Source organism: Amycolatopsis sp. NPDC054798 (assembly GCF_053611505.1).
The window spans coordinates 1-23,764 of the sequence record NZ_JBSHAM010000111.1 but is presented as its reverse complement, the minus strand read 5'-3'; the positions used below and the strand labels follow the sequence as shown (position 1 = coordinate 23,764).

Genomic DNA, 23,764 nt, shown 5'->3' with positions numbered 1-23,764 from the left:
GGGTCCAGCCGAGCAGTTCGCGCGCCGGCCCGGTGTCGACCCGGGTCGACACCTCCGACTCCGCGGAAAGATCGGGGGAGGGCAGCTCCGACAGCTTCGCTGGCACTCCGCTCACCTCGATCAGCATGGCGACCAGCTCGCGCACCGGCACCGTCTCGCCGCGGCCGATCGCCACCGGTTCGCGCAGCACCGGAACCCGGGCCGCGGCCACCACGGCGTCGGCGACATCCCGGACGTCGACGTAGTCCCGGTGCGCGTTCAGCGCGGTCACCTCGATCAACGCGGATTCCCCGCGCCGCTCCGCGTCCGCGAGCCTGCCCGCGACCAGGCCAGGCAGGCTTTGCGCCGCCGCGCCCGGGCCCACGACGTTGGCCAGCCGCAGCACGGCCGCGTCGATGGTCCCGGCCGCGCCCGCCGCCAGCACGGTTTCCGTCGCCGCGAGCTTGAGCTGGCCGTACGCGCTGTCCGGCCCGACCGGCGGCGGGGCGAGATAGCCGTACTCCAGCACCGAACCGAGGTGGATGTACCGGGGCCGCACCCCGCTCTCCGCGAGCGCCGCCATGATGTTCCGCGACGCCCCGACACAGCTGTCCACCAGATCTTGCCCGGTCAGGCCCCATTTGCTGCCGGTGGCGTTGACGATCGCCGCCGGGCGTTCGGCGGCCAGCAGCGCGGCGAGGTCTCGGGTCGGCGTCCTGGCGACGTCGACGGTCCGGAACCGGCAGCCCGACGCCGCCCGCGGCGCGGTCCGCCCCAGCACGAGCACCTCGCGTCCGGCGGCGGCGAAGTTCTGGCAGATCTGGCGGCCGAGGAACCCCGTGCCGCCGAACACGACGACGCGACCGTCGCTCACGCGTGCCTCCTGAGTAGCTTCCGGTTCCGGCCGGCGGGACGCCGGCCGGACCGTGCGGCGGCTGGTCTACCGGTCGCCGGTCCGCAGCGCGGCCACGTCGTCCTGGGTCAGCTCGCCGGTGCGGGCCAGCTTGGCGAGCAGGTCCGCGACCTGCGCGGCCGACGGCTCGGAGCCGACCTGCTGGCTCAGCTCGGCGGCGTTGCGCCGGTAGTTGCGGTTGAACAGCACCTCGCCGATCGCCTGGTCGATCGCCTCTCGCGTGACCGTCAGCCCGGGCAGCGTTTTCGTCGCGCCGAGCGGGTCCAGACGCCGGCCGTACAGCAGCCCGTCGTAGTTCAGGGACAGGGAAATCTGCGGCACGCCCATCGCGATGCCGTTCATCAGCGTGTTGGCGCTGCCGTGGTGGATGAGCAGGTTGCAGCTCGGCAGGATCAGCTCCAGCGGGCAGTTGCGCAGCACCCGCACGTTCGACGGCAGCGTCCCGAGTTCGTCCACTTCGGACACGGCGGCGGTGAGCACCACTTCGGCGGCGTGCTGCGAGGCGGATTCGATCGCGTGCCGCAGCGCGGGCACCTGCTTGCCGAACACTCCGGTCGCCGAATTGCCCCACACCACGCAGATGCGCTTGCCCCGGACCGGGCCCAGCAGCCACGGATCCACGTCCTGGGAACCGTTGTACTGGTGGTACCGGACAGGGATGCGCAGCGCGTCGCCCAACGGCGGGACGGCCGCGCTGGGCGAGGGGTCCACCGCGTACTTGATCTTGTGCCGCGACCAATCCACCCCGTACTTCGCGAAGCACAGCACGGGATCCCCGGCCAGCAGGTTGAGGTCCGGATCGGTTTCGACGGTGCCGATGAAACCCGGTCCGTAGTAGACGCTCGGCACTTCGTTCAGCTCGCCGACCAGCGCGCCTTCCAGTGCCATGAGGTCGTGCACGACCAGGTCGGGCCGCCAGGAGGCGGCGTAGTCGACGGTGTTGTCGTAGCTGCGGAGCACCGCGGTGACGGCGTTCTTCCAGAAGTCGCCGAGGTCGCCGGGGTCGAAGTCGCGCACCGAGCCCAGCGTCTCGCCGGTGAACGGGTGCAGCGGCAGCGGGGTTTCGCCGCTCTGCGGCGGGGTGTTGATCACCCGGACCCAGACCGCCAGCCGCGCGGCCGCCATCGAATCGGGCGCGTCCAGCACCGACACCGGCATCAGTCCCGCGGCCGCGATCGACTGCACCTGCTGCGGCGGGCAGGCGACCCGGACGTCGTGCCCGGCCGCCCGGAAGGCCCAGGCCAACGGGACCAGGCACATGTAGTGCCCAGGCCAATTCGACACCGTGAACAGAATCCGCATCGCACGCTCCCCTGATTGCCGCTGGTTTCACGGTTCTCGGCGGTCGGCGCCGCACCGGGAACGCGCCGCTCCCGCCGTCGCGGCGAGGGCAGGCCGCAAAGCACTGTTCGGCATTTCCCCAGTTGGCGCGCCGTTTCCCCGCAGGGAAGCTGCCCGGCCAGCCCGGTGCCGTTTTCCGGACCCGGGCTGCCGCCGCCGGGGCCACTTGAGTCCCGGGCCCGAAAAACATGGTGCCGCGTCTATTCGAGCACGTCGAAGACGCAATTGAACGCCATTACGCTGACCCCGGCGGGCGAGCTTTCCGCAAGGACGCGAGCGACGGGCGGGCCACGTGTTCGGAGAAATTATCGCAGAAGCCGCCACCTCATTTCTTTCCCTCCGGAGTCAGGAAGCCGAGATCAATGCGCCGCACTGAAGTCGTTCTGCTCGGCGCCACCGGCTTCGTCGGCTCGGCGTTATTGCGCCGGCTGGCCGGGAAACCGATCCGGATTCGCGCGGTTTCCCGGCGTCCCGCGACGGTTCCCGCCGACGCGGTCGCCGACGTCGAGGTGTGCCCGCTCGATCTGACGGAGCCGGGAGCGCTGGCCGAAGCGGTCGGCGATTGCGCGGTCGTGGTCCACACTGTCGCCCACATCACCGGTTCGTCGACCTGGCGGATCGACGAGGGGGACAGCGCCGCCGAGCGGGTCAACGTCGGACTGGCCCGCGAGCTGGTCGCCGCGGCGCGCACGCGGACTCGCGGCGATCGGATGGGCGTGGTGTTCACCGGCGCGATTTCCCAAGCCGGCCCGCTGTCGGCGGAAACCGTCGACGGCACCGAACCCGACCGGCCGAACGACGAATACAGCAGGCAAAAGCTGGCTGCGGAACAAATACTGCTGGCCGCCGACGCGGAAGGCGTGCTGCGCGCGACCTCGGTGCGGTTGCCCGCGACGTACGGCTACAGCGCACAGTCCTGCGCCCGCGACAAGGGCGTGGTCTCGACCATGGTCCGCCGCGCACTCGCCGACGAGCCACTGACGATGTGGCACGACGGCACAGTACGGAGAGACCTGCTCTACGTCGAAGACGCCGCAGTCGGCCTCGCCGCCGCGACCCGCAACCTCCCGCGACTGGCCGGACGCCGCTGGGTCGTGGGCACCGGCCGCGGCGAACCACTCGGCGCGGTGTTCCGGCGGGTGGCCGATCTGGTCGCGCAGCGCACCGGACGACCGCCGGTGAAGGTGGTTTCGGTGCCGCCGCCGGATTACGCCAAGGCCGCCGATTTCCGGAGCCTCACCATCGATGCTTCGGCTTTTCGGGAGGCAGCCGGGTGGCGTCCAGCGGTTTCCCTTGACGAAGGACTGCGCCGCACAGTCGACTTCTGCGCCGGCGGCCGCGAGGCGACGCTGCCCTGAGGACCTCGGCAAGCAGGTCAGTGGAATACGGTGAGTTCGCCGTAGCTTGACAGCGCGCCCGCCGGATCACTGGACCTGTTGCGCAGCACGGAATCCAGGAATGCGCGAGTCGCACCAGCGACGACGCGCGGGCTCTCCGCGCGGCCCAGCGAGCCGACGATCGACGGCACCGGTGGCAGGTACAGAGGCCCGTCGGTGAAGGTGAGATGCGCGGCACCGGGGATGGTGAGCCGGTAGTTCGTCGCCGTGCCGCGCGTGAGCACTTCAGTGAGCTGAGGCAGATAGCGCGGATCGGCTCCCGGCGTGATGGCCTGAGTGAGCGCGAGCGTCGGCTGATCGAGAGCGGGTGACAGGGGACCGCGAGGGTAGCCGTCGAGATCGACGACTGCGTTGATCCGATGATCGCGCCTGGCCGCCTGCAATGCGGCCGCGCCACCCATGGAATGCCCGGCCGCAGCGACCCGGCCGGTGTCCAGGCGTCCGGTCAGCGGGTCGCCGCCGCGGTCGAGACCTTCCAGCCGGGTCAGCGCGAAGCCGAGGTCGGCGGCCCGGATCGCCGTCCAGCCGTCGGCCAGCTTGTCGTCCTCGTTCCGGTCGCCGGTGGAGACGGTCGCAGTGGTGATCGTCCGGCCGTCGGCGAGTACGACGGCGGCCGAGTCGTAAAGGTGGTCGAGCGCGGCGACCACGTAGCCGTGGCTGGCGAGTTCTTCTGCCAGCGCGGTGTTCTGGGTGCGTACCCCGCTGGACCCCGGCGAGAACAGCACGACAGGGAACCGCCCTCCCTCGCCGGCCACCGGGGCGTCGGGAACCGCGTGGGTGCGGGCACGCGGAACACCGTCGAGCAGGAAACCCGGCAGGCCGACTCCGCTCGCGAGCGCTTCGGAGACGGTGCGTGCTTCGTCCTCCGTGCGTCCGAGGTACTGCGCACGCGGTGCGTCCGCCGGACCCGTCCGCGCGGGATACCAGAGCTGGGCCACCACCGTGCGCCGATCACCCGGATCGGCGGTGAATGTCTCGGGCCGGTCGGGATCGGTCCACTGCAACACGCGAGTGCCGACCGCGAAGCCGCCGGTGGGCTCAGGGAAACCAGGGGCGGGGAACGCCCACGCCGTCACCGGGCCCGTGGTGATCAGACCCACGCAGGCCACCGATCCCGGCAACGCCAACCACCAGCGCGCCCGCCACGTACGGCTTCGCACCAGCGGGAAGAAGGCGAACGGTGCCGCCACGACACCACCCGCCAGCACCGGCAGCACCTGCCAACGGACCCCCGTCACGCACACCGCAATCGCGGACAGCAAGAACACCGCCCCCGCCCCGATAGTGACGCGTGGGCGGGCGGCAGCGGGAAGCCAGCGCACCACCACCAGCGCGACCGCGCTAAGCAACGTCAGTACTTCCAGCGGGGACAGGTTCAACCCCGTAATGATCTCGTTCACCCGGCCATATTCGGTGCCGGACCCATACGTCCACATCGCTCCGCAGTCGCGATCCGCCTGCCGCCCCCAGTCGCAACCGACCCTCCTGACCAGCAGCCGGACTACGACCACAGGAGGTACCGAGGCTCCTCCCGCAGTCGCAATCCGGCCCGCCGCTATCAATCGGCAGACCCATGCGCCCGACGGAACCAGCCGCCTACCATCGCCAGATGAAGACAGAGCGGCGCTGGGCGTCCCGGCTGTCGCCGATGGTGTGGGATTCGCTGCTGCCCGCGCTCCTCCTGCTCAACGTCGTGACCGTGTGGGCCCCCGCCGAGCTTCCAGTCGCCGCCACCCTCACCGCCGCCCTCGCACTGCCGCTGCTGTGGCGCCGCCGTGCCCCGCTCGCGGTATTCGCCGCCGTGACAGCCGCCGCCTTCGTCCAGTGGCTGGTGGACGTTCAACTGCCCGCGGACATCGCACTGCTGGTGGCCCTCTACACCGTGGCCGCGAACTCGGACAGGCGCGTCACTCTCATCGCTGGCACCGTCCTTGAGATCGGAGCCGTCCTCGCGTGCCTGCGCTGGACCACCGGCAGCGCTTTCCTGACCCCCTTCGCCGCACTCACCGCGATGATCGTCGCCGCGGCCGTCCTAGGCGTGAACGTCCGAACCACGCGCGCCTACCTCGCAGCCGTGCAGGAACAAGCTGTCGCCGAGGAGCGGACCCGGATCACCCGAGAGATGCACGACATCGTCACCCACAACCTGTCCGTCATGGTCGCGCTCACCGACGCCGCCGTCCACGCCCAGCCGCGGTCGCCGGACAAAGCCACCACCGCCATGCGCCAAGTCGCCGACACCGGCAGGCAAGCACTGACCGACATGCGGCGTTCCCTAGGCGTCCTGCACGCTGACGAACCGGACGCGGCGCGCCACCCCCTGCCCGGCATCGCGCAACTCAAGACCCTCACCGCCCAGATGTGCGCCGCCGGACTCCCGACCACCCTCGACCTCGACGGCGGCCACACGCACATCCCCGCCACCGCGCAACTGACCGTCTACCGCCTCGTGCAGGAAGCCTTGACCAACACCCTCAAACACACCCCCACCGGCACGCGCGCGCACGTCCAGATCGAATGCGCACCCGAGGCTGTCACCGTGAATGTCACCGACACCGGCCCGCCCTCTCCCCGCCCCACACCCGCCGGCCACGGCATCACCGGCATGCGCGAGCGCTCAGCCGCCTACGGCGGTTTTTTACGCGCCGGCCCGCTTCCCAACGGCGGCTGGGAAGTGCACACCCGCCTGCTCCTCGACGGCGACCCGGCGTCATGACAATCCGCGTCCTCATCGCCGACGACGAAGCGTTGCTGCGCATGGCTTTCAGCATGATCCTCGACGCCGAACCGGACCTAGCCCCCGTCGGCGAGGCCGAAGACGGCGCCGCCGCCGTCCGCCTCGCCGCCGAACTGCGCCCCGACCTCGTCCTGATGGATGTCCGCATGCCAGGTACCGACGGAATCGAGGCGACCCGGCAGATCATCCGGACCTGCCCGCAGACCAGAGTCCTGATCCTCACCACCTTCGACCTGGACGAATACGCCTTCGCCGGTCTCAAAGCCGGGGCGTCGGGCTTCCTGCTGAAGAACGCCAGACCCGAAGAACTGCTCACCGCGATCCGCACCGTGGCCGCGGGCAACGCCGTGGTCTCGCCGCGCATCACCCGCCGCCTGCTGGAGAAATTCCGCCCGCATCTCCCCGACACCGCCACCACGCCCGACGAGCGCCTGAGCCGGCTCAGCGATCGTGAACGGGAGGTGCTCGTCCAGGTGGGCTCCGGGCGGTCCAACGCCGAGATCGCCGCCGCTCTGCACCTGGCTGAGGCGACGGTGAAGTCTCATCTGGGGCGGATCTTGCAGAAGCTCGAACTTCGGGACCGGGTGCAGGCGGTGATCTTCGCTTACGAGAGTCGCCTTATCCATCCGGCTTGAGGCGTGCGCGGCGAGCCAGTTTTCTTTGCTGTTCAAGGGAAGCCCCGAAAGCCGCCGGTGTGGGGGAGGGCGCTTCGGCCGGTCAATGAAAAAGCCGGTACTCACACCTGGAAGGTGGTTTTGAGTACCGGCTGTTGCTGTGCCCTCGGCAGGATTCGAACCTGCGACACCTGCCTCCGGAGGGCCGTTAAGTGCCTTAACTATGGCCTCTACCAGCGACTATAGCATCACTCGGGTTCGCCGAGGCCTCAGAAAGATGGTATCGCCCCTAGTCGCGTGCGAGACCTTAGTAGAACTTCCTCCGACTGGAGCACCTCGCCTAGAATTGCACGTCACCAACGAGATGCCGTACACAGTCGGCGACGCGAAAGTTTTCTCAACTGCGGAACTTATTGACCTGTCGGTCTTCGGAAAGAGCCGGCTCCTGCGAGTCCGCGACCTGTCCGCCGCTGTAACGGCCCCGCTCGGTCTCGACGTCGACGAGATTGGCCATGTGGTGAGACGGGCCCTGGTCTGGATGATGGAGGACGCTGGCTTCACGGCAGCCGACACTGCCGTTCTGTAACGGCCGCAGCCGCCGGAAAACTCGTACTTGTACCGCCCTCGCCGCGGCTTCGCTTGCTGGTCGCGGGCGTCGTCGGCTGCTGTCTTGGAACCAGCAGACTCGGGCTTGCTGGCAGAATCCAGTCTCGAACATAGGGGGCAGCAGTGAAAACTGGTCTTCCGAAAGCCGGGCATGAGGCGATAGCTTCAGCGCCCGAAGCTCCAGCCGTTCGGCGATGGGCCGACGCTCGGCGGCTGTTACGACGGAGATCCGAGCAGAGTCCAGAAATCCTGAGACACTAGTGACTGCGTACGAGCAGTGAACGTACTCTCGTGCCGCGAAGCGCACGTTGGGCGGTTCCCTCCCTTGTGTCCCTTGTGGACGGTCATCGGGGTGTGCGTGAACGTTTTGAGTCGTTCTCTTGAAGGGGAAGGCGGAGCCCGGTTACCCGAGGCGCGCGCTGTTCGCGATCCTGGTGAGGTCCTCTTCGGCAGGCGAGTCCGGCATCTGCAGGTCACCCCACACCACGACCAGCAGCGTCCCCTGCGCGGTGGGCAAGGCGACCACCCGGTAGGTGGTCGACGGCGGGTCGCATTCGCCCCTGCCGTGCGGGGTGACCGTGCCCTCCACCTGCGCCCCGCCGTCCGGGCGGCGTCCGACAGGGCCGGAAGACACCTGACCGCCGCTGCGGAAAGCCCGCGTTCCCCGATACATCAACGCGTCCGCCGCGGCCGCCACCGGATCGGTGGTACGCGCCCGGTCGAGGTACAGCTGGCCGAGGATGGCTTTCGGATTCGCTGCGCAGTAGCCCGGTTTGTACCGCGCGCCTCGGGTTCGAACGTCCGGGATGTAGGTTCCATCGACCGGCTGCCAGGAGGGTGGTACCTCCACGAACACGCCCAGCCCGAGCTCCAGCGTCTTCCAGTCGGGCATCTGCGGGGTCCGGGAGGTACTGCTCTCGCTGATCGGCCAGATTGAGGCAGCGCTGTCGTCCTTGCTGTTCAGGAACACCAGCAGCCCGGCCACCAGACCGGCGATCACCACCAGCACGCCGACGGTGATCCCGGCGATCATCCCCGTGCGACGCCGTTTCGGCGAAGGCACCGGGTAACCGGGCTGGGCCGGAAAATCCGGAAACCACTGCTGCTGCCCCTGTCGCTCCACGAGTGCAAGCTAGCACTCTCGCACGCGGTTCCGGCGCTGCTGTCCGCATCCTGCCAACGTCCTGTCATGCCGGATAGCGGGCGGTTCTCGGTGCGGGTGGCCGGGTCTGTCAAACAAACGTGTATCTCTGGCTGAAGGGACCTACATGCGTTCGGCAGTCAGGCGCCTGTTCCGCCCACCACGCCTCAACTGCAGTAAAGGTCGTCGATGACGTCACTGGGATCGGCATACTGCCAAGTGGTGGCTCACCGGGGCTGTCGCCCTGCCAGACGCGCCGCCGCGCTAGCCTCTCCTCACCAAGACGGGCAGCTCGTCACCCCCTCGCGACCACCGATTCCCTCGCATGTCGGTGTACGCGTATTCAAACACCACACCCCGCTGAATCATCGTGGCCAATTCATTCTCTAGACTTCGCATGTGCGGTTTGGTCTCGAAGACTGTGTTGTACGGCGGCATCATGGGCATCAGGATCTGAATAGGTGCCATTTGAGCAGGGCGCGCATGGTCTTCTCCTCGTTCGTACCAGCTCGTTACAAGTACATCGGTTACCGGCTCGGGGCCACGGTTGCTTATCACGAGAACCTGCCCTCCTTCAGTGCGACTCGTAATGAACGTGGCATGCACGAAGTCCTGATGGGCATTCGCCCGATCTCTATGAACCGTCTCCCGTCTGGCAATATCGAGCGCCACAAGAGCAGCGGCGAGCGCTCCGAGGCCGCCAACCCATTGACCAAGTCCCGCCTCGTGGTGCCGACTTGGGCGATGCTGGCCCGGATGACCAAGACGCGGTGGACCGGGTCGAAGTGGCGCCAGCGTAGTGCGCAGAGTTCGCTGCGGCGGGGGCCGGTCACCATGGCCAGCCAGACCAGCGGACCGAGGTTAGGGTGCCGCGCAGCGGCGTCCATGATCTGGGCGGCCTCGGCCGGGGGGCCCAGCACGGTACAGGGCTGCGACGCGACGCGACACTGGTCGAGCGCGAAAAACCTGCGGTGAACTGCGGTTTTAAAACCTGGATGGGCGAGCCGGGCGCATTGGTGCCGGGTTTAGCCAGTCGTAGTCGCTGTTGGCACGGCGCATGTGGGAGCAGTAGTGCGGCGTCCCCATCGTGACGGGTTCGACCCGGTGCTGGTCGCGTTGTGGGGCCGGACAGCCGATCAAGGTGCTCGGCTCGCGTCGGTTGCGACCGTGTATGTGCATTGCACGCAGCTGGCCGTAGATCGCCGTATCTGGTCGTGGTCCGCGGTGCCTGAACGCAAATCGGCCCCTACCGCGTTCGTGTTGGTAGGAGCCGGTTTTGCGTGGTGAAGAAGATGTGCCCTCGGCAGGATTCGAACCTGCGACACCTGCCTCCGGAGGGCAGTGCTCTATCCCCTGAGCTACGAGGGCTCGCTTGCGCGACTGAACAGAGCCTAGCGCATGCCCCTTTCCGGCCGCGCACAGAGGGTGCTTAGCGCGGTAGCGTCGAAGCATCGACACGGAGGGAGGCGGCGGTGCGCGCCGAGCCGTTCCAGGTCAGGGTGGCTGTTGAGGACATCGACGACGTGCGGGCGCGGTTGCGGCGCACCCGGTGGCCGGAGGCGGAGACCGTCGGCGACTGGTCGCAGGGGCTGCCGCTCGCCTACGCGCAGGAGCTGTGCCGCAGCTGGGCCGAGGACTACGACTTCGGGTTCGCCGACCGGCTCAACGTCTTCCCTCAGTTCCAGCAGGAGATCGACGGTCTCGGGATTCACTTCGTACACCTCCGCTCGCCGGAGCCGGACGCGTTTCCGCTGGTGATCACGCACGGCTGGCCGGGTTCGGTGCTGGAATTCCTCGACGTCCTCGGCCCGCTGACCGACCCGCGGGCGCACGGCGGCGACCCGGCGGACGCCTTCCATGTGGTCGCGCCTTCGTTGCCCGGGTACGGCTGGAGCGACAAGCCGAGCAAGGCCGGTTGGGGAGTGGAGCGCATCGCGAAAGCTTGGGACCAGTTGATGGTCTCGCTCGGCTACGACCGGTACGGCGCGCAGGGCGGCGACTGGGGTTCGGCGGTGTCGGGCGCGCTCGGCGAGGTCGCGCGGGAACGGGTCGCGGGGGTGCACGTCAACATGGCGGCCGCGCCGCAGGGCCACTTCGAGGACGAGACTGACGAGGAGCGCGAGGGAGCGCAAGCGGTGGCGGAGTTCCGGCGCACCGGTCAGGGGTATTCGGGCCAGCAGGGCACGCGACCGCAAACGCTTGGTTACGGCCTCACCGACTCGCCGGCGGGCCAGGCGGCCTGGATCGCCGAGAAGTTCTGGGCCTGGACCGACAACAACGGCCACCCCGAGGACGCGGTCACCCGGCAGCAGCTCCTCGACGCGATCTCGGCGTACTGGTTCACCGCGTCGGCGACGTCGTCCGCGCGGCTGTACTGGGAGAGCTACCGCAGCTTCGGCGATCTCGTCACGGCCCCCTCCGGCATCTCCGTCTACCCGCGCGACATCGTCCGTCCGTCGCGGCGGCAGGCGGAGCTGAAGTACACCGATCTGCGCTGGTTCGAGCGGCTGCCCCGAGGCGGGCACTTCGCGGCGATGGAACAGCCTGCGTCGCTCGTCGAGCAGATCCGCGGGTTTTTCCGGCTTGTGCGCTGAGCTTTCCCACCTCGCGGAACAGGGCTGGGGGAAACCCGTCGCCAGCCGTTAGAGTGAAGTTAGGCTACCCTGTATTGCACATATGCGCATGTCACTATATATTCCCTCTCGACACCAAGACTTGGGAGGCGAGCGATGGGACACGGCCACGGGCACGGGCATACCGCCGCTCCGGCCAGCGCGTCCGGCCGCTACGTCCGCGCCTTGCTGATCGCCCTCTCGGTCGGCGCGGGGTTCATGGTGCTGGAGTTCGCGGTGGGGTTCGCCACCGGTTCGCTCGCGCTGATCTCCGACGCCGCGCACATGTTCACCGACGTGCTCGGCGTCGGAATGGCGCTCGCCGCGATCGTGCTCGCGCGCCGAAGCGGGCCGACCGCCAGCCGTACGTTCGGCATGTACCGGGCGGAAGTCCTTGCCGCGCTTGCCAATGCGGTGCTGCTGTTCGGCGTCGCCGGGTATGTGGCGGTCGAGGCGATCGGGCGGATCGCCGACCCGCCCGAGGTGCCCGGCCTGCCGGTGCTGCTCGCCGCGGCCGCCGGTCTCGGCGCGAACATCGTGTCGTTCCTGGTGTTGCGCGCGGGGGCGAAGGAAAGCCTGAACGTCCGCGGCGCGTATCTCGAAGTGCTGGCCGACCTCGTCGGGTCGGTCGGCGTGCTGCTCAGCGGCGCGATCACGCTCACCACGGGCTGGCGCTACGCCGACCCGATCATCGGTGTCGCGATCGGGCTGTTCGTGCTGCCGCGCACCTGGACGCTCGCCCGCCGTGCGCTGCGGATCCTCTTCCAGCACGCGCCCGCCGGCGTGGACGTCGACAAGATCAGCACCGAACTCGCCGCGCTGCCGGGCGTCGCGGACGTGCACGACCTGCACGTCTGGACGCTGACCTCGGGCATGGAGGTCGCCTCCGCGCATTTGACGGTGAACGCGGAGGCCGAACAGTCGGCGGTGCTCACCAAGGCGCAAGACCTGCTGTCGGCCCGCTACGAGATCAAACACGCGACGCTTCAGGTCGAGGGACCGCAATGCGCGCGCCGGTGCACGGAGCTGTCCTGGTAGACCGGGGGCTATGCGCAAGGACTTCGACCCCGCACAACTGGCCCCGAACGCGTTCTACCGGCTGCTGACCGCCACTGTCGTGCCGCGGCCCATCGCCTGGGTGTCGAGCATTTCGCGCGACGGGGTGGACAACCTCGCGCCGCATTCGTTCTTCACCGTCGCCTCGGCCGCGCCCGCGGTGCTGCAATTCACCTCGGTCGGGCGGAAAGACACCCTGCGCAACGTCGAGGCGACCCGGCAATTCGTAGTCAACCTCGCACCGGAACCCTTGTTCGAGCAGATCAACGCCACCGGTGCGGATTTCCCGCCGGAATTGAGCGAATTCGACGAGGCCGGGCTGACCCGCGAACCGAGCCTGAAGGTCCGCCCGCCGCGGGTCGCGGAATCGCCGGTGGCATTCGAATGCGAACTGCACAGCACGGTCGGTTTCGGGCGTTCGACAGTGGTGTTCGGCCGCGTCGTGCACCTCGCGGTCAACGAAGACGTCCTCGACGGCGACCACCCGATGATCGACCGGCTGCGGCCGCTGTCCAGGCTGGGGCGCGACGAGTGGGGGACGCTGGGCGACATCAAGGAACTGGCGAGGCCGCAATACAAAAGCTCGTGAGTGTTTATGCCGGTTAGAACCGGCATAAACACTCACGAGCTTTTCATGGGCCAGGCAGCGGCTGCGCGTTCCGCGCTTTCAGCATGACCTTCATCTGGTCCATTTCCGCGCCTTGGGAAACCAGCATGCTGCGGCACAACGCTTTCACCGCGGTATTGGCTGTGTGGTCCTGCGCGTACTCGGCCATCGCGACGCCGCCCTGGTGATGGCGCAGCATCAACTGCAGGAAGTCGACGTCCAGCGCGGGGCCGGACAGCGTCCGCAGCTTCACGAGTTCCGCCTCGGTGGCCATCCCCGGCATCGGCGCGCCGCCCGCCGGGCTGCTGGTGGGCATCTGCATGCCCGCGTGGCCCATCGGCTCGGTCATCCACTTCATGTACGCGCCGGTCGCCTGCTCCGGCTGGTCCCACAGCATGAGCCAGCCCTTCATCCGCCCGACCTGCTCGGTCTGCGTGCGCTCGATGTCGAACGCGAGCTGGCGGATCTCCGGGTCGGCCGAATGGTCGCGCGCCCAGCCGGCCATGGTGACCGCCTGCAGGTGGTGCACCGACATGTCCTGGGCGAACCCGACCTCGACCGAACCCGCGCCAGGCGTCGCGGGGACCGCGTCGCTGCCGTCGGTGAGCCGCGTGGCGAAGACGCCGATCGCGGCCCCGACCAGCAGCACGGCGATCAGCGTCCCGCCGATCACGACCCAGCGGGACCAGCCGGTCCGTTCCGCCGGAGCGGACTCCTCGGCGAACTCGGCGGCCCCAGTGGCCTCGGTGGTCTCGGCGTCGGCCGGGCCGCCCGTCCCGGCGGGGTCTTCGGAGCGGCCCACGGTCACTGCCCGGCGGGCGGGGTCCCCGGCATGCCGCCCTGCTCGCCCTGTGCCCCGGTGCTGCCCTTGTAGTCCATCGGCTTCGCGTCCTTGCCCGGCTTGCTCGGGTCGAACTTCGGCGGGTTGGCCGGGTCGAACATGCCCTTCCCGAGCGCGTCGCACGAGGCGCCGATCTCCGGGTACACGCCGTTCGGGTTGGTCCGCAGCGCGGCGATGAACTGGTCGATGCGCGGGTCGTCGGCGCTGTCCAGCTTGAGCTGGTGGCCCCACGACTGCAGCGAGATCGGCTTGTCCAGGCCCGGGTAGGGCGACATCATCGTGTAAGGCTTGCCCTTGACCCGAGCCTCGAGCAGCGGGATCTGGTCGCCCTTGACCTGGTCGGGGTTGTAGGCGATCCACACCGTGCCGTGCTCGAGCGCGTGCACCATGTTCTCGTTCCGCACCGCGGTCGGGTACACGATGCCGGTGCACGCGGCCCAGTAGCCGTCGTGCGGGCCGCCGAACGGCGGGCTCTGGTCGTAGGCCACCCGTTCGGTGGGCAGGATGTGCACCGATCCGGCGTACTGCTTGGTCACCACGCCCGGGATCTTCTTCGACGGGTCCGGGTTGCTCGCGGTCGGCGCGAACGCGGCGGCGGCCTCGTCCCGGGAGGCCTGGTCGCGCTTGGGCGCGGAGGCCTGCAGGTAGTAGACGATGACGCCGGCCAGCAGGGCGACCACCACGACGACGCCGATGATGGTGCCCCAGGGCGTGCGCTTGCCCGCGACGACCGAGCGGTTCTTCGCCGCCTTCACCGCGGACGCGGACGAGCCCTTCTTCTTGGTGGTCCCGTTGGCCATGATTGCCGAGATCTCCTCGTGAGAGCGGGGGAGGGAGCCGGACGGAGCCCTGCCGGTAGCCCAGTGTAGAGACCGGGCGTGCGATCACCGTGAACACCCGCGAGGCGCCCCGGAGAGCGGAACATCCGCCTCCGGTGTGCCCGCCGTCTCGCCAGCCTGTACCGCCGGAGGCGCGCGGTGCGAGCGCACCTAGAATTCGGCGAGTGACTCCCGCCGCTCTCGCCGATCTGGTCCGCAGCTCCGCCGAGCAGGTCCTCGCCGCCCGCGGCGTCGACGCCGCCGTGCTGCCGGAGACCGTGACCATCGAACGCCCGCGCAACCCGGACCACGGAGACTACGCGACCAACCTCGCGCTGCAGGTGGCCAAGAAAGCCGGGCTGAAGCCGCGCGAGTTCGCCGAGGCGCTCGCCGAGGTCGTCGCGGGCACCGACGGAGTGGCGGCGGCCGAGGTCGCCGGTCCGGGCTTCCTCAACTTCCGGCTCGCCGCCGACGCGCAGGGCGAGGTCGTGCGCCAGGTGCTGGCCGCGGGCGCGGAGTACGGCCGCGGCGACGCGCTGGCCGGACGCCGGATCAACCTGGAGTTCGTGTCCGCGAACCCGACCGGCCCGATCCACCTCGGCGGCACGCGCTGGGCGGCGGTCGGCGACGCGCTGGGCCGGGTGCTCGGCGCGCAGGGCGCGGAGGTCACCCGGGAGTACTACTTCAACGACGCCGGCGCGCAGATCGACCGCTTCGTGCGTTCGCTGATCGCCGCGGCCAAGGGCGAGCCCGCGCCGGAGGACGGCTACGCGGGCAGCTACATCAGCGACATCGCGGCCGAGGTGATCAAGGCCGAGCCGAGCGTGCTGAGCCTGCCCGAGGACGAGCGGCACGAGACGTTCCGGCGGATCGGCATCGAGCTGATGTTCAGCCAGATCAAGCAGAGCCTGCACGAGTTCGGCACCGATTTCGACGTCTACTTCCACGAGAACTCGCTGCACGAGTCCGGCGCGGTCGACGCGGCGGTGCAGCAGCTGAAGGACTCCGGCAACCTCTACCTCGCCGACGGGGCCTGGTGGCTCAAATCCAGCGAGTACGGCGACGACAAGGACCGGGTCGTCCTCAAGAAGGACGGCAACCCGGCCTACATCGCGGGCGACCTCGCCTATTTCAAGGACAAGCGCAACCGCGGCGCCGACCTGTGCATCTACATGCTCGGCGCGGACCACCACGGCTACATCGCGCGGCTCAAGGCCGCCGCCGCGGCGTTCGGCGACGACCCGGCCACCGTCGAGGTGCTGATCGGCCAGATGGTGAACCTGGTCAGCGACGGCAAGCCGGTGCGGATGTCCAAGCGCGCGGGCACCGTGATCACGCTCGAGGACCTCGTCGAGGCGGTCGGCGTCGACCCGGCCCGCTACGAGCTGATCCGGTATTCCGTCGATTCCTCTTTGGACATCGATTTGGACTTGCTGCGCAAGCATTCCAACGACAACCCGGTCTACTACGTGCAGTACGCGCACGCGCGGCTTTCGTCGCTGCGGCGCGGCGCGGCGGACCTCGGCCTCAAGGTCGACGGGTCCGGCGCCGACGTCGATTTCGGACTGCTCACCCTGCCTGCTGAAGGCGACCTGATCCGCACCATCGGCGAATTCCCGGCGGTGGTGCGGCGGGCGGCGGAGATGCGCGAACCGCATCGCGTGGCCCGCTATCTCGAGGAACTGGCCGGCGCGTACCACAAGTTCTACACCGTGGGCCGGGTCCTCCCGCAGGGCGACGAGGAGGCCACTCCCCTCACGTACGCCCGGCTCGCTCTGTGCGAAGCCGCGCGCCAGGTGCTGGCGAACGGCTTGTCGCTGCTCGGTGTCTCCGCTCCGGAACGGATGTAAACCATGGCGCACCCCGCGGGCCCCCGCCACGCCGACGTCTACCCCCATGCCGACGCTTCCGGGTTCCCGCCCGCGAGTGCGGGCGAACTCGACCAGCTGCCCGCGAAAGTGTGGCCGCGCAACGTTTATCGCGCCGCGGACGGCGTCGTCCGGATCGCCGGCGTCGACGTGCGCGACCTCGCGCAGACCTACGGCACGCCGCTGTTCGTGGTCGACGAGGCGGACTTCAAGTCCCGCTGCGCCGACTACGCCGAGGCGTTCGACGACCCGGCGCTCGTGCACTACGCGTCGAAGGCGTTCCTGTCCGTCGAGGTCGCCCGCTGGGTGGCCGAACAGGGACTGAGCCTCGACGTCTGCAGCGGCGGCGAACTGGCCGTCGCGCAGCGCGCGAACTTCCCGGTGGAGCGGATCACGTTCCACGGCAACAACAAATCCGTCGCCGAACTGGACGCGGCCGTCGAAGCCGGCGTCGGCACGGTGGTGGTCGACTCGTACTACGAGATCGCCCGGCTCGCCGAAATCGCCGCCGCGCACGGGATCGAGCAGAAGGTGCTCGTCCGGGTGACGGTCGGCGTCGAGGCGCACACTCACGAGTTCATCGCGACCGCGCACGAGGACCAGAAGTTCGGTTTCTCGCTGGCTTCCGGCGATGCCGCCGAAGCGGTCCGCCGGGTGCTGAACGCGCCGTCGCTGAAACTGATCGGCCTGCACAGCCACATCGGTTCGCAGATCTTCGACGCCGACGGTTTCGAGGTGGCCGCGCGCCGCGTCGTCGGGCTGCTCGCGGACCTGGCCAAGGAGCACGGCCGGGACCTGCTGGAGCAGATGAACGTCGTCGACCTCGGCGGCGGTTTCGGCATCGCCTACACCGAAAAGGACAACCCGCCGCCGCCGTCGCAGATGATCACGCAGATCCGCGAGATCGTCCGCAAGGAATGCGCGTACGCCGAACTGCCGGTGCCGCGCATCGCGGGCGAACCCGGCCGGGCGATCGCCGGTCCGGGCACGTTCACCCTGTACGAGGTCGGCACGATCAAGGACGTCTCGCTCGGCGACGAGACCGCCCGCCGCTACGTCAGCGTCGATGGCGGGATGAGCGACAACATCCGCACGGCGCTCTACGACGCGGTGTACGACTGCCGGGTGGTTTCGCGGTCCGCGGCTGACGGAGAGGAGCCGGTGACCCCGGCTTTGTCTCGCGTGGTGGGAAAACACTGTGAGTCCGGCGACATCGTCGTCCGAGACTGCTGGCTGCCAGACACGCTGGCTCCCGGCGACCTGCTGGCCGTCGCGGCGACCGGCGCCTACTGCTACGCGATGGCCAGTGGTTACAACCGGCTGCCGCGACCGGCGGTGGTCGCCGTGCGCAACGGCTCCGCCCGGCTGCTGCTGCGCAGGGAGACGACGGACGACATGCTGCGCCTGGAGGTTTGAGAAGTGTCCACTGTGTCTCCGAAAAGCCTGTCTCCGAAAAGCCCGTCTCCCACGGACCGGTCACCCATCCGGGTCGCGATGCTCGGCTGCGGCACGGTCGGCAGCGAGGTCGCCCGGCTGCTCACCGAAGAGGCCAGTGAACTGGCCGCCCGCGCGGGCGCGCCGGTGGAACTGGTCGGCATCGCGGTCCGGCGTCCGGACAAGCACCCGGAACTGCCGACCGAACTGCTGACCGACGACGCCGCGGCGCTCGTGGCCCGCGACGACGTCGACGTCGTGGTCGAGCTGGTCGGCGGGATCGACCCGGTGCGCAGCTGGCTGCTCGCCGCGCTGAACGCGGGCAAATCCGTGGTCACCGCCAACAAAGCGCTGCTCGCCGAGCATTCGGCCGAGCTGTTCGAGGCGGCCGACGCCAGCGGTGCGGACCTGTACTTCGAGGCCGCCGTCGCCGGGGCCATCCCGCTGCTGCGCCCGCTGCGCGAATCGCTGGCGGGGGACCGGATCACCCGCGTGATGGGGATCGTCAACGGCACCACCAACTACATCCTCTCCGCGATGGACGCCACCGGCGCGGGCTACGCCGAAACGCTCGACGAAGCGAGCCGGCTCGGCTACGCGGAAGCGGACCCGACCGCGGACGTCGACGGCTACGACGCCGCGTCGAAGGCCGCGATCCTCGCCTCGCTGGCGTTCCACTCCCGGGTCACCGCGAAAGACGTGCACCGCGAAGGCATCGCCGACGTCACGGCGTCCGACCTGGCTGCCGCGCGCACGCTTGGCCGCACGGTGAAGCTGTTGGCGATTTGCGAACGGGTGACCGCGGACGACGGTGCGGAATCGGTGTCCGCCCGCGTGCATCCGGTGATGATTCCGCGCAGCCACCAGCTGGCTGGCGTCGGCGGCGCGTTCAACGCGGTCTACGTCGAAGCGGACGCCGCCGGCGAGCTGATGTTCTACGGCCAGGGCGCCGGTGGCGCGCCGACCGCCAGCGCGGTGCTCGGCGACCTCGTCGCGGTGGCCCGCAACCAGGTGCTCGGCGGCCGCGGCCCGCGCGAATCGGCGCACGCCGCGCTGCCGGTGCGGCCGATGGGCCAGACGCCGACGCGCTACCACGTGAGCCTGGACGTCGCGGACCGCGCCGGTGTGCTCGCCCAGGTGGCGCAAGCGTTCGCCGCGCACGGCGTGAGCATCGCCGCGGTGCGCCAGCGCGACGCGAACGACACCGCGAGCCTCGTCGTGGTGACTCATCTTGCGCCCGACGCGGCTTTGCAGTCCACTGTGGACGAAATCGCGAAACTCGATGTGGTGCACGAGGTTGTCAGCGTGATGCGGGTGGAAGGCGAAGACCAGTGAGTGCGTGGCCGGGAATTATCGAGGCGTACCGAGACCGGATCCCGGTCCCTGACAGGGCGCACGTGGTCACGCTCGGCGAGGGCAACACCCCGCTGCTGCCCGCCGCGCACCTGTCGGAACTGACCGGCGCCGAGGTGTACCTGAAGGTCGAGGGCGCGAACCCGACCGGCTCGTTCAAGGACCGCGGGATGACCGTGGCGATCACGCACGCGCTGGCCAGCGGCCTCAAAGCGGTGATCTGCGCGTCGACCGGCAACACCTCGGCCTCGGCCGCCGCGTACGCCGCGCGGGCCGGGCTCACCTGCGCGGTGCTGGTGCCCCAAGGCAAGATCGCGATGGGCAAACTCGCCCAGGCGGTGCTGCACGGCGCGCGCATCCTGCAGGTCGACGGCAACTTCGACGATTGCCTCGAACTCGCCCGCAAGACCGCGGCGGACTATCCGGTCACCCTGGTCAACTCGGTCAACCCGGTGCGCATCGCCGGGCAGAAGACCGCGGCGTTCGAGATCTGCGACGTGCTCGGCCAGGCCCCGGACGTGCACTGCCTCCCGGTGGGCAACGCGGGCAACATCACCGCGTACTGGAAGGGCTATTCGGAGTACGCGGCGGACGGTGTGGTCAAGAACACCCCGCGGATGTTCGGTTTCCAGGCCGCCGGCGCCGCGCCGCTGGTGCACGGCGAACCGGTCTCCGACCCGGACACCATCGCGACCGCGATCCGCATCGGCAGCCCTGCCTCGTGGGACGGCGCGGTGCACGCGCGCGCCGAGTCGAACGGCCTGTTCGAGGCGATCACCGACGAGAAGATCCTTGAGGCGTACCGGCTGCTTGCCCGCCGCGAGGGCGTGTTCGTGGAGCCCGCTTCCGCGACGAGTGTGGCGGGCCTGCTGGCCACCGCGGCGGACGGGCGGCTGCCGAAGGGCGCGAAGGTGGTCTGCACGGTCACCGGGCACGGCCTGAAGGACCCGGCCACGGCGCTGGAGGGCAACGTCGAGGTGGAACCGCTCGCGGTCGACCCGACGGCTGTCGCGGCGGCACTGGACCTGCGATGACGGCGCTGCCCGGGTTCCGCGCGACGGTCCCGGCGTCGACGGCGAACCTCGGCCCGGGCTTCGACGCGCTCGGCCTCGCACTGGCCCGCTACGACGTGGTCGAACTGCAGGTCACCGAGGGCGGCCTGAAAATCGAGGTGCTCGACGCGGGCGCCGGCGGGGTCGAAGACGTCCCGACCGACGAATCCCATCTGGTGGTCCGCGCGCTCCGGCGGGCTTGCGAACACCTGGACGTCCGGCCGCCCGGTCTGCATCTTCGTTGCCACAACAGCATTCCGCACGCGCGCGGACTCGGGTCGTCGGCCGCCGCGGTGGTGACCGGCGTGGCGCTGGGCTACGCGCTGGCGGAGCGTCCGCTCGACTCCGACGCGCTCCAGCTCGCAGCCGAGTTCGAGGGTCACGCGGACAACGCGGCGGCGAGCCTGTTCGGCGGGCTCGTGGTGGCGTGGTCCGAGGACGGCCGGTTCCGCGCCGAACGGGTGGAGCCGAACCCGGCGATCCGGCCGGTGGTCGCCGTGCCAGCGGAGAAATCCTCCACCAACACGACCCGCGGCCTGCTGCCGTCCCAGGTGCCGCACGCCGACGCGGCGCACAGCGCGGGACGGGCGGCGCTCGCCGTGCTGGCCGTCACCGAGCGGCCCGAACTGCTGCTGGCCGCCACCGAGGACCGGTTGCACCAGGACTACCGCGCCGAGGCGTACCCGGCGAGCACCGAACTCGTGCGCACGCTGCGTGCCCAAGGCGTGCCCGCCACCATCTCCGGGGCCGGTCCGACTGTGCTCGCTCTCACGCTGACGGGAATACTCCCGGCGAGCGTGGACGTCGCCGGGTTCGACGTCGCCGAATTGCCGGTGGACCGCGACGGCGTGCAGGTTGTGGCCAGGTGACGACCTGGTCACAGGCTGGGCGGCAGCGTGCGCCACGCGGGGGGTGGTTGTTGCACCCGGACAGGGCGCGGTCTACCCTCGGGGGCGTTCGATCACCGTGCGTTTCCGCACCCGATGCCGGGCCTGTTCGCCCTTAGCGGCGGCTCCGGTCCGCATCCTTCGTCGATCCGCCCATTCCGCACCGCCCGGCACGCGGGAGGCGGAGGGACGCAGGCGGGTTTCCGGTTCCGGCGGTGCCGAATTCCGCTTTCTCCGTCCGGAGGGGGCAAACACCCTGTGCTGGCGGCGCTTCGCTGTGTCTCGCACGGCTGGGCGCGAGCCGTCCGCATCGGAGGCAGAAGCCGTCTCGCTACCGGCGGCAGTCCGCTGATCCACCTGGAACGTGGATCGGTCAGGAAGGACATGTGTGAGCAACACCGATCTGTTGAGCGGCGACGTGGAGACCCCCGCCGCGGCCGCTGAGACCAATGGGGCCGCGGCCGCTCCGAAGCGCCGCACCGGGGGCCTGTCCGGAATGGTCATCGCCGAGCTCCGCCAATTGGCGGGCGAACTGGGTGTGGGCGAGACCACCGGCATGCGCAAGGGGGACCTGATCGCCGCGATCCGCGAGCGCCAGGGCAAGAGCAAGAAGCGCGCCGCCGCCGAGACGCTGCCGCTCGACGGCGTCGGCGAGCCGGTCAAGGCGGAGAAGGCCGAGAAGCCCTCCCGCCGGGCCAAGGCCGACGCGGCCAAGGCCGACGCGCCGAAGTCCGAGGCTCCCCAGACGGAGCCGAAGACCGAGCCGGCGCAGGCGGAGGCTCCCAAGGCCGAGGCTCCGAAGGCGGAGACCGCTCAGGCCGAGAAGCCCGCCGCGCAGGAGCGCCCGGAGCGGCACGACCGTTCCGAGGGCCAGTCCGACGGCCAGTCCGAGGAGGGCGGCCGCAACCGCCGCCGCCGCGGCGGCGCGAACCGGGGCGACGGCCAGCGCGACCAGCGCGGCGACCGCCAGGGCGGCAATCGCGACAACAACCGCGACAACCGCGAAGGCTCCGGCCGCGACAACCGCGACAACCGCGACAACCGGGACGGCAACCGCGACAACCGCGGCGGCCAGGACAACCGGGACAACCGCGGCGGGCAGGACAGCCGCCAGGACAACCGGCAGCGGAACCAGCAGGACAACCGGGACAACCGGAACAACGGCCCGCAGGACGACGACGAGGAAGGCGGCCGCCGCGGGCGCCGCTTCCGCGACCGCCGCCGCCGGGGCAGCGGGGGCGGCCGCGCCGAGGGCGGCGCGCCGGACACCGAGATCCGCGAGGACGACGTCCTGCTGCCGGTCGCCGGCATCCTGGACGTGCTCGACAACTACGCGTTCGTGCGCACCTCGGGCTACCTGGCCGGGCCGAACGACGTGTACGTGTCGCTGTCGCTGGTCCGCAAGTTCGGCCTGCGCCGCGGCGACGCGATCACCGGCGTCGTGCGCCAGCCGCGCGAGGGCGAGCAGCAGCGGCAGAAGTTCAACCCGCTGGTGCGCGTCGACTCGATCAACGGGCTGGAGCCGGACGAGGCCAAGCGCCGTCCCGACTTCACCAAGCTGACGCCGCTGTACCCGAACGAGCGCCTGCGGCTGGAGACCGAGCCGCACAAGCTCACCACCCGCGTGATCGACCTGATCATGCCGGTCGGCAAGGGCCAGCGCGCGCTGATCGTGTCCCCGCCGAAGGCGGGCAAGACCACGATCATGCAGGACATCGCGAACGCGATCACGACCAACAACCCCGAGGCGCACCTCATGGTCGTGCTGGTCGACGAGCGTCCGGAAGAGGTCACCGACATGCAGCGGTCGGTGAAGGGCGAGGTCATCGCCTCCACCTTCGACCGCCCGCCGTCCGACCACACCTCGGTCGCCGAGCTGTCCATCGAACGGGCCAAGCGCCTGGTCGAAATGGGGCACGACGTGGTCGTCCTGCTCGACTCGATCACCCGTCTGGGCCGGGCCTACAACCTGGCCGCGCCCGCGTCGGGCCGGATCCTGTCCGGTGGTGTCGACTCGACCGCGCTGTACCCGCCGAAGCGTTTCCTCGGCGCCGCGCGCAACATCGAGAACGGCGGCTCGCTCACCATCTTCGCGACCGCGATGGTGGAGACCGGGTCCACGATGGACACGGTGATCTTCGAGGAGTTCAAGGGCACCGGCAACGCGGAGCTCAAGCTGGACCGCAAGATCTCCGAGCGCCGCGTGTTCCCGGCGGTCGACGTCAACCCGTCCGGCACCCGCAAGGAAGAGCTGCTGCTCTCGCCGGACGAGCTCGCGGTCACGCACAAGCTGCACCGCGTGCTGCACGCGCTGGACTCGCAGCAGGCCATCGACCTGCTGATCTCCCGGCTCCGCAAGACGAAGACCAACATCGAATTCCTGATGCAGGTCTCGAAGACCGCCCTCGGCGGCGGAGACGACGACTGAGTTCCCGCTTCACGCGAACGGCCCGCCCCCAGGCACTTCGGGGGCGGGCCGTTCGCTGTGTGGCGGTCCGTGAAGGGCTC

At 69.7% G+C, this 23,764-nt stretch carries 19 protein-coding genes and 1 tRNA gene; 13 read left to right on the top strand and 7 right to left on the bottom strand.

Annotated features, from left to right (window positions below):
- On the bottom strand, nt 1-853 hold an 853-nt coding region (locus ACWGIC_RS39130), incomplete at its 3' end, for an NAD-dependent epimerase/dehydratase family protein (protein ID WP_452080996.1).
- Nucleotides 854-919: 66 nt separating this feature from the next.
- Complete coding sequence (locus ACWGIC_RS39125) at nt 920-2,194, bottom strand: nucleotide disphospho-sugar-binding domain-containing protein (protein ID WP_452080995.1); 1,275 nt, start codon at nt 2,192-2,194, stop codon at nt 920-922.
- A 401-nt stretch (nt 2,195-2,595) separates the two neighbouring features.
- On the opposite strand from ACWGIC_RS39125, the gene ACWGIC_RS39120 reads away from it, so the two are divergent.
- Complete coding sequence (locus ACWGIC_RS39120) at nt 2,596-3,591, top strand: NAD-dependent epimerase/dehydratase family protein (RefSeq protein WP_452080994.1); 996 nt, start codon at nt 2,596-2,598, stop codon at nt 3,589-3,591.
- Nucleotides 3,592-3,608: 17 nt separating this feature from the next.
- Here the strand turns inward: ACWGIC_RS39120 and ACWGIC_RS39115 are convergent, their stop codons facing one another.
- Entirely contained in the window at nt 3,609-5,030 is a 1,422-nt protein-coding gene (locus ACWGIC_RS39115; RefSeq protein WP_452080993.1) for an alpha/beta hydrolase family protein, read from the bottom strand.
- A gap of 209 nt (nt 5,031-5,239) precedes the next feature.
- Here ACWGIC_RS39115 and ACWGIC_RS39110 point away from each other — a divergent pair, with 209 nt between their 5' ends.
- Nucleotides 5,240-6,346, top strand: a complete 1,107-nt coding sequence (locus tag ACWGIC_RS39110; RefSeq protein WP_452080992.1) for a sensor histidine kinase — start codon at nt 5,240-5,242, stop codon at nt 6,344-6,346.
- Nucleotides 6,343-7,002 carry a response regulator transcription factor gene (locus ACWGIC_RS39105; protein WP_452080991.1) on the top strand — a complete coding sequence of 220 codons (660 nt, stop codon included), beginning with the start codon at nt 6,343-6,345 and terminating at the stop codon, nt 7,000-7,002. The genes ACWGIC_RS39110 and ACWGIC_RS39105 overlap by 4 nt, the downstream gene beginning before the upstream one ends.
- Before the next feature lie 988 nt (nt 7,003-7,990).
- On the opposite strand, the gene ACWGIC_RS39100 is transcribed toward ACWGIC_RS39105, so the two are convergent.
- Nucleotides 7,991-8,710 carry a hypothetical protein gene (locus ACWGIC_RS39100; RefSeq protein ID WP_452080990.1) on the bottom strand — a complete coding sequence of 240 codons (720 nt, stop codon included), beginning with the start codon at nt 8,708-8,710 and terminating at the stop codon, nt 7,991-7,993.
- Between the two features lie 501 nt (nt 8,711-9,211).
- Between ACWGIC_RS39100 and ACWGIC_RS39095 the strand changes: the two genes are divergently transcribed.
- Entirely contained in the window at nt 9,212-9,703 is a 492-nt protein-coding gene (locus ACWGIC_RS39095; RefSeq protein WP_452080989.1) for a hypothetical protein, read from the top strand.
- 320 nt (nt 9,704-10,023) lie between these two features.
- Here the strand turns inward: ACWGIC_RS39095 and ACWGIC_RS39090 are convergent.
- Nucleotides 10,024-10,096: transfer RNA gene (locus ACWGIC_RS39090), tRNA-Arg, on the bottom strand.
- Between the two features lie 104 nt (nt 10,097-10,200).
- Between ACWGIC_RS39090 and ACWGIC_RS39085 the strand changes: the two genes are divergently transcribed.
- The 3 genes from ACWGIC_RS39085 to ACWGIC_RS39075 all read left to right on the top strand — a co-directional run bounded on the left by ACWGIC_RS39085 (nt 10,201) and on the right by ACWGIC_RS39075 (nt 12,985).
- Complete coding sequence (locus ACWGIC_RS39085; RefSeq protein ID WP_452080988.1) at nt 10,201-11,322, top strand: alpha/beta fold hydrolase; 1,122 nt, start codon at nt 10,201-10,203, stop codon at nt 11,320-11,322.
- 135 nt (nt 11,323-11,457) lie between these two features.
- Complete coding sequence (locus tag ACWGIC_RS39080; protein ID WP_452080987.1) at nt 11,458-12,378, top strand: cation diffusion facilitator family transporter; 921 nt, start codon at nt 11,458-11,460, stop codon at nt 12,376-12,378.
- A 10-nt stretch (nt 12,379-12,388) separates the two neighbouring features.
- Nucleotides 12,389-12,985, top strand: a complete 597-nt coding sequence (locus ACWGIC_RS39075; protein ID WP_452080986.1) for a flavin reductase family protein — start codon at nt 12,389-12,391, stop codon at nt 12,983-12,985.
- Nucleotides 12,986-13,028: 43 nt separating this feature from the next.
- Here the strand turns inward: ACWGIC_RS39075 and ACWGIC_RS39070 are convergent, their stop codons facing one another.
- Together ACWGIC_RS39070 and ACWGIC_RS39065 are read right to left on the bottom strand one after the other, a co-directional pair.
- Complete coding sequence (locus tag ACWGIC_RS39070; RefSeq protein WP_452080998.1) at nt 13,029-13,676, bottom strand: DUF305 domain-containing protein; 648 nt, start codon at nt 13,674-13,676, stop codon at nt 13,029-13,031.
- A 131-nt stretch (nt 13,677-13,807) separates the two neighbouring features.
- Complete coding sequence (locus ACWGIC_RS39065) at nt 13,808-14,644, bottom strand: DUF3105 domain-containing protein (RefSeq protein ID WP_452080985.1); 837 nt, start codon at nt 14,642-14,644, stop codon at nt 13,808-13,810.
- Nucleotides 14,645-14,847: 203 nt separating this feature from the next.
- Here ACWGIC_RS39065 and argS point away from each other — a divergent pair, with 203 nt between their 5' ends.
- The 6 genes from argS to rho all read left to right on the top strand — a co-directional run bounded on the left by argS (nt 14,848) and on the right by rho (nt 23,684).
- A complete protein-coding gene (argS, locus tag ACWGIC_RS39060; protein ID WP_452080984.1) occupies nt 14,848-16,512 on the top strand; it encodes an arginine--tRNA ligase in 1,665 nt (554 codons plus the stop codon).
- Nucleotides 16,513-16,515: 3 nt separating this feature from the next.
- Nucleotides 16,516-17,946: a diaminopimelate decarboxylase gene (gene lysA, locus ACWGIC_RS39055; RefSeq protein WP_452080983.1), complete on the top strand. Its 1,431-nt coding sequence runs from the start codon at nt 16,516-16,518 to the stop codon at nt 17,944-17,946.
- A gap of 78 nt (nt 17,947-18,024) precedes the next feature.
- Nucleotides 18,025-19,299, top strand: coding sequence for a homoserine dehydrogenase (locus ACWGIC_RS39050; RefSeq protein WP_452080997.1), 1,275 nt, complete (start codon nt 18,025-18,027; stop codon nt 19,297-19,299).
- On the top strand, nt 19,296-20,351 hold the full coding sequence (thrC, locus tag ACWGIC_RS39045) for a threonine synthase (RefSeq protein WP_452080982.1): 1,056 nt from the start codon (nt 19,296-19,298) through the stop codon (nt 20,349-20,351). The genes ACWGIC_RS39050 and thrC overlap by 4 nt, the downstream gene beginning before the upstream one ends.
- Entirely contained in the window at nt 20,348-21,238 is an 891-nt protein-coding gene (thrB, locus tag ACWGIC_RS39040) for a homoserine kinase (protein WP_452080981.1), read from the top strand. Before thrC ends, thrB begins: the two co-directional genes overlap by 4 nt.
- Before the next feature lie 406 nt (nt 21,239-21,644).
- Nucleotides 21,645-23,684, top strand: a complete 2,040-nt coding sequence (gene rho, locus ACWGIC_RS39035; protein ID WP_452080980.1) for a transcription termination factor Rho — start codon at nt 21,645-21,647, stop codon at nt 23,682-23,684.
- Nucleotides 23,685-23,764: the final 80 nt, after the last annotated feature.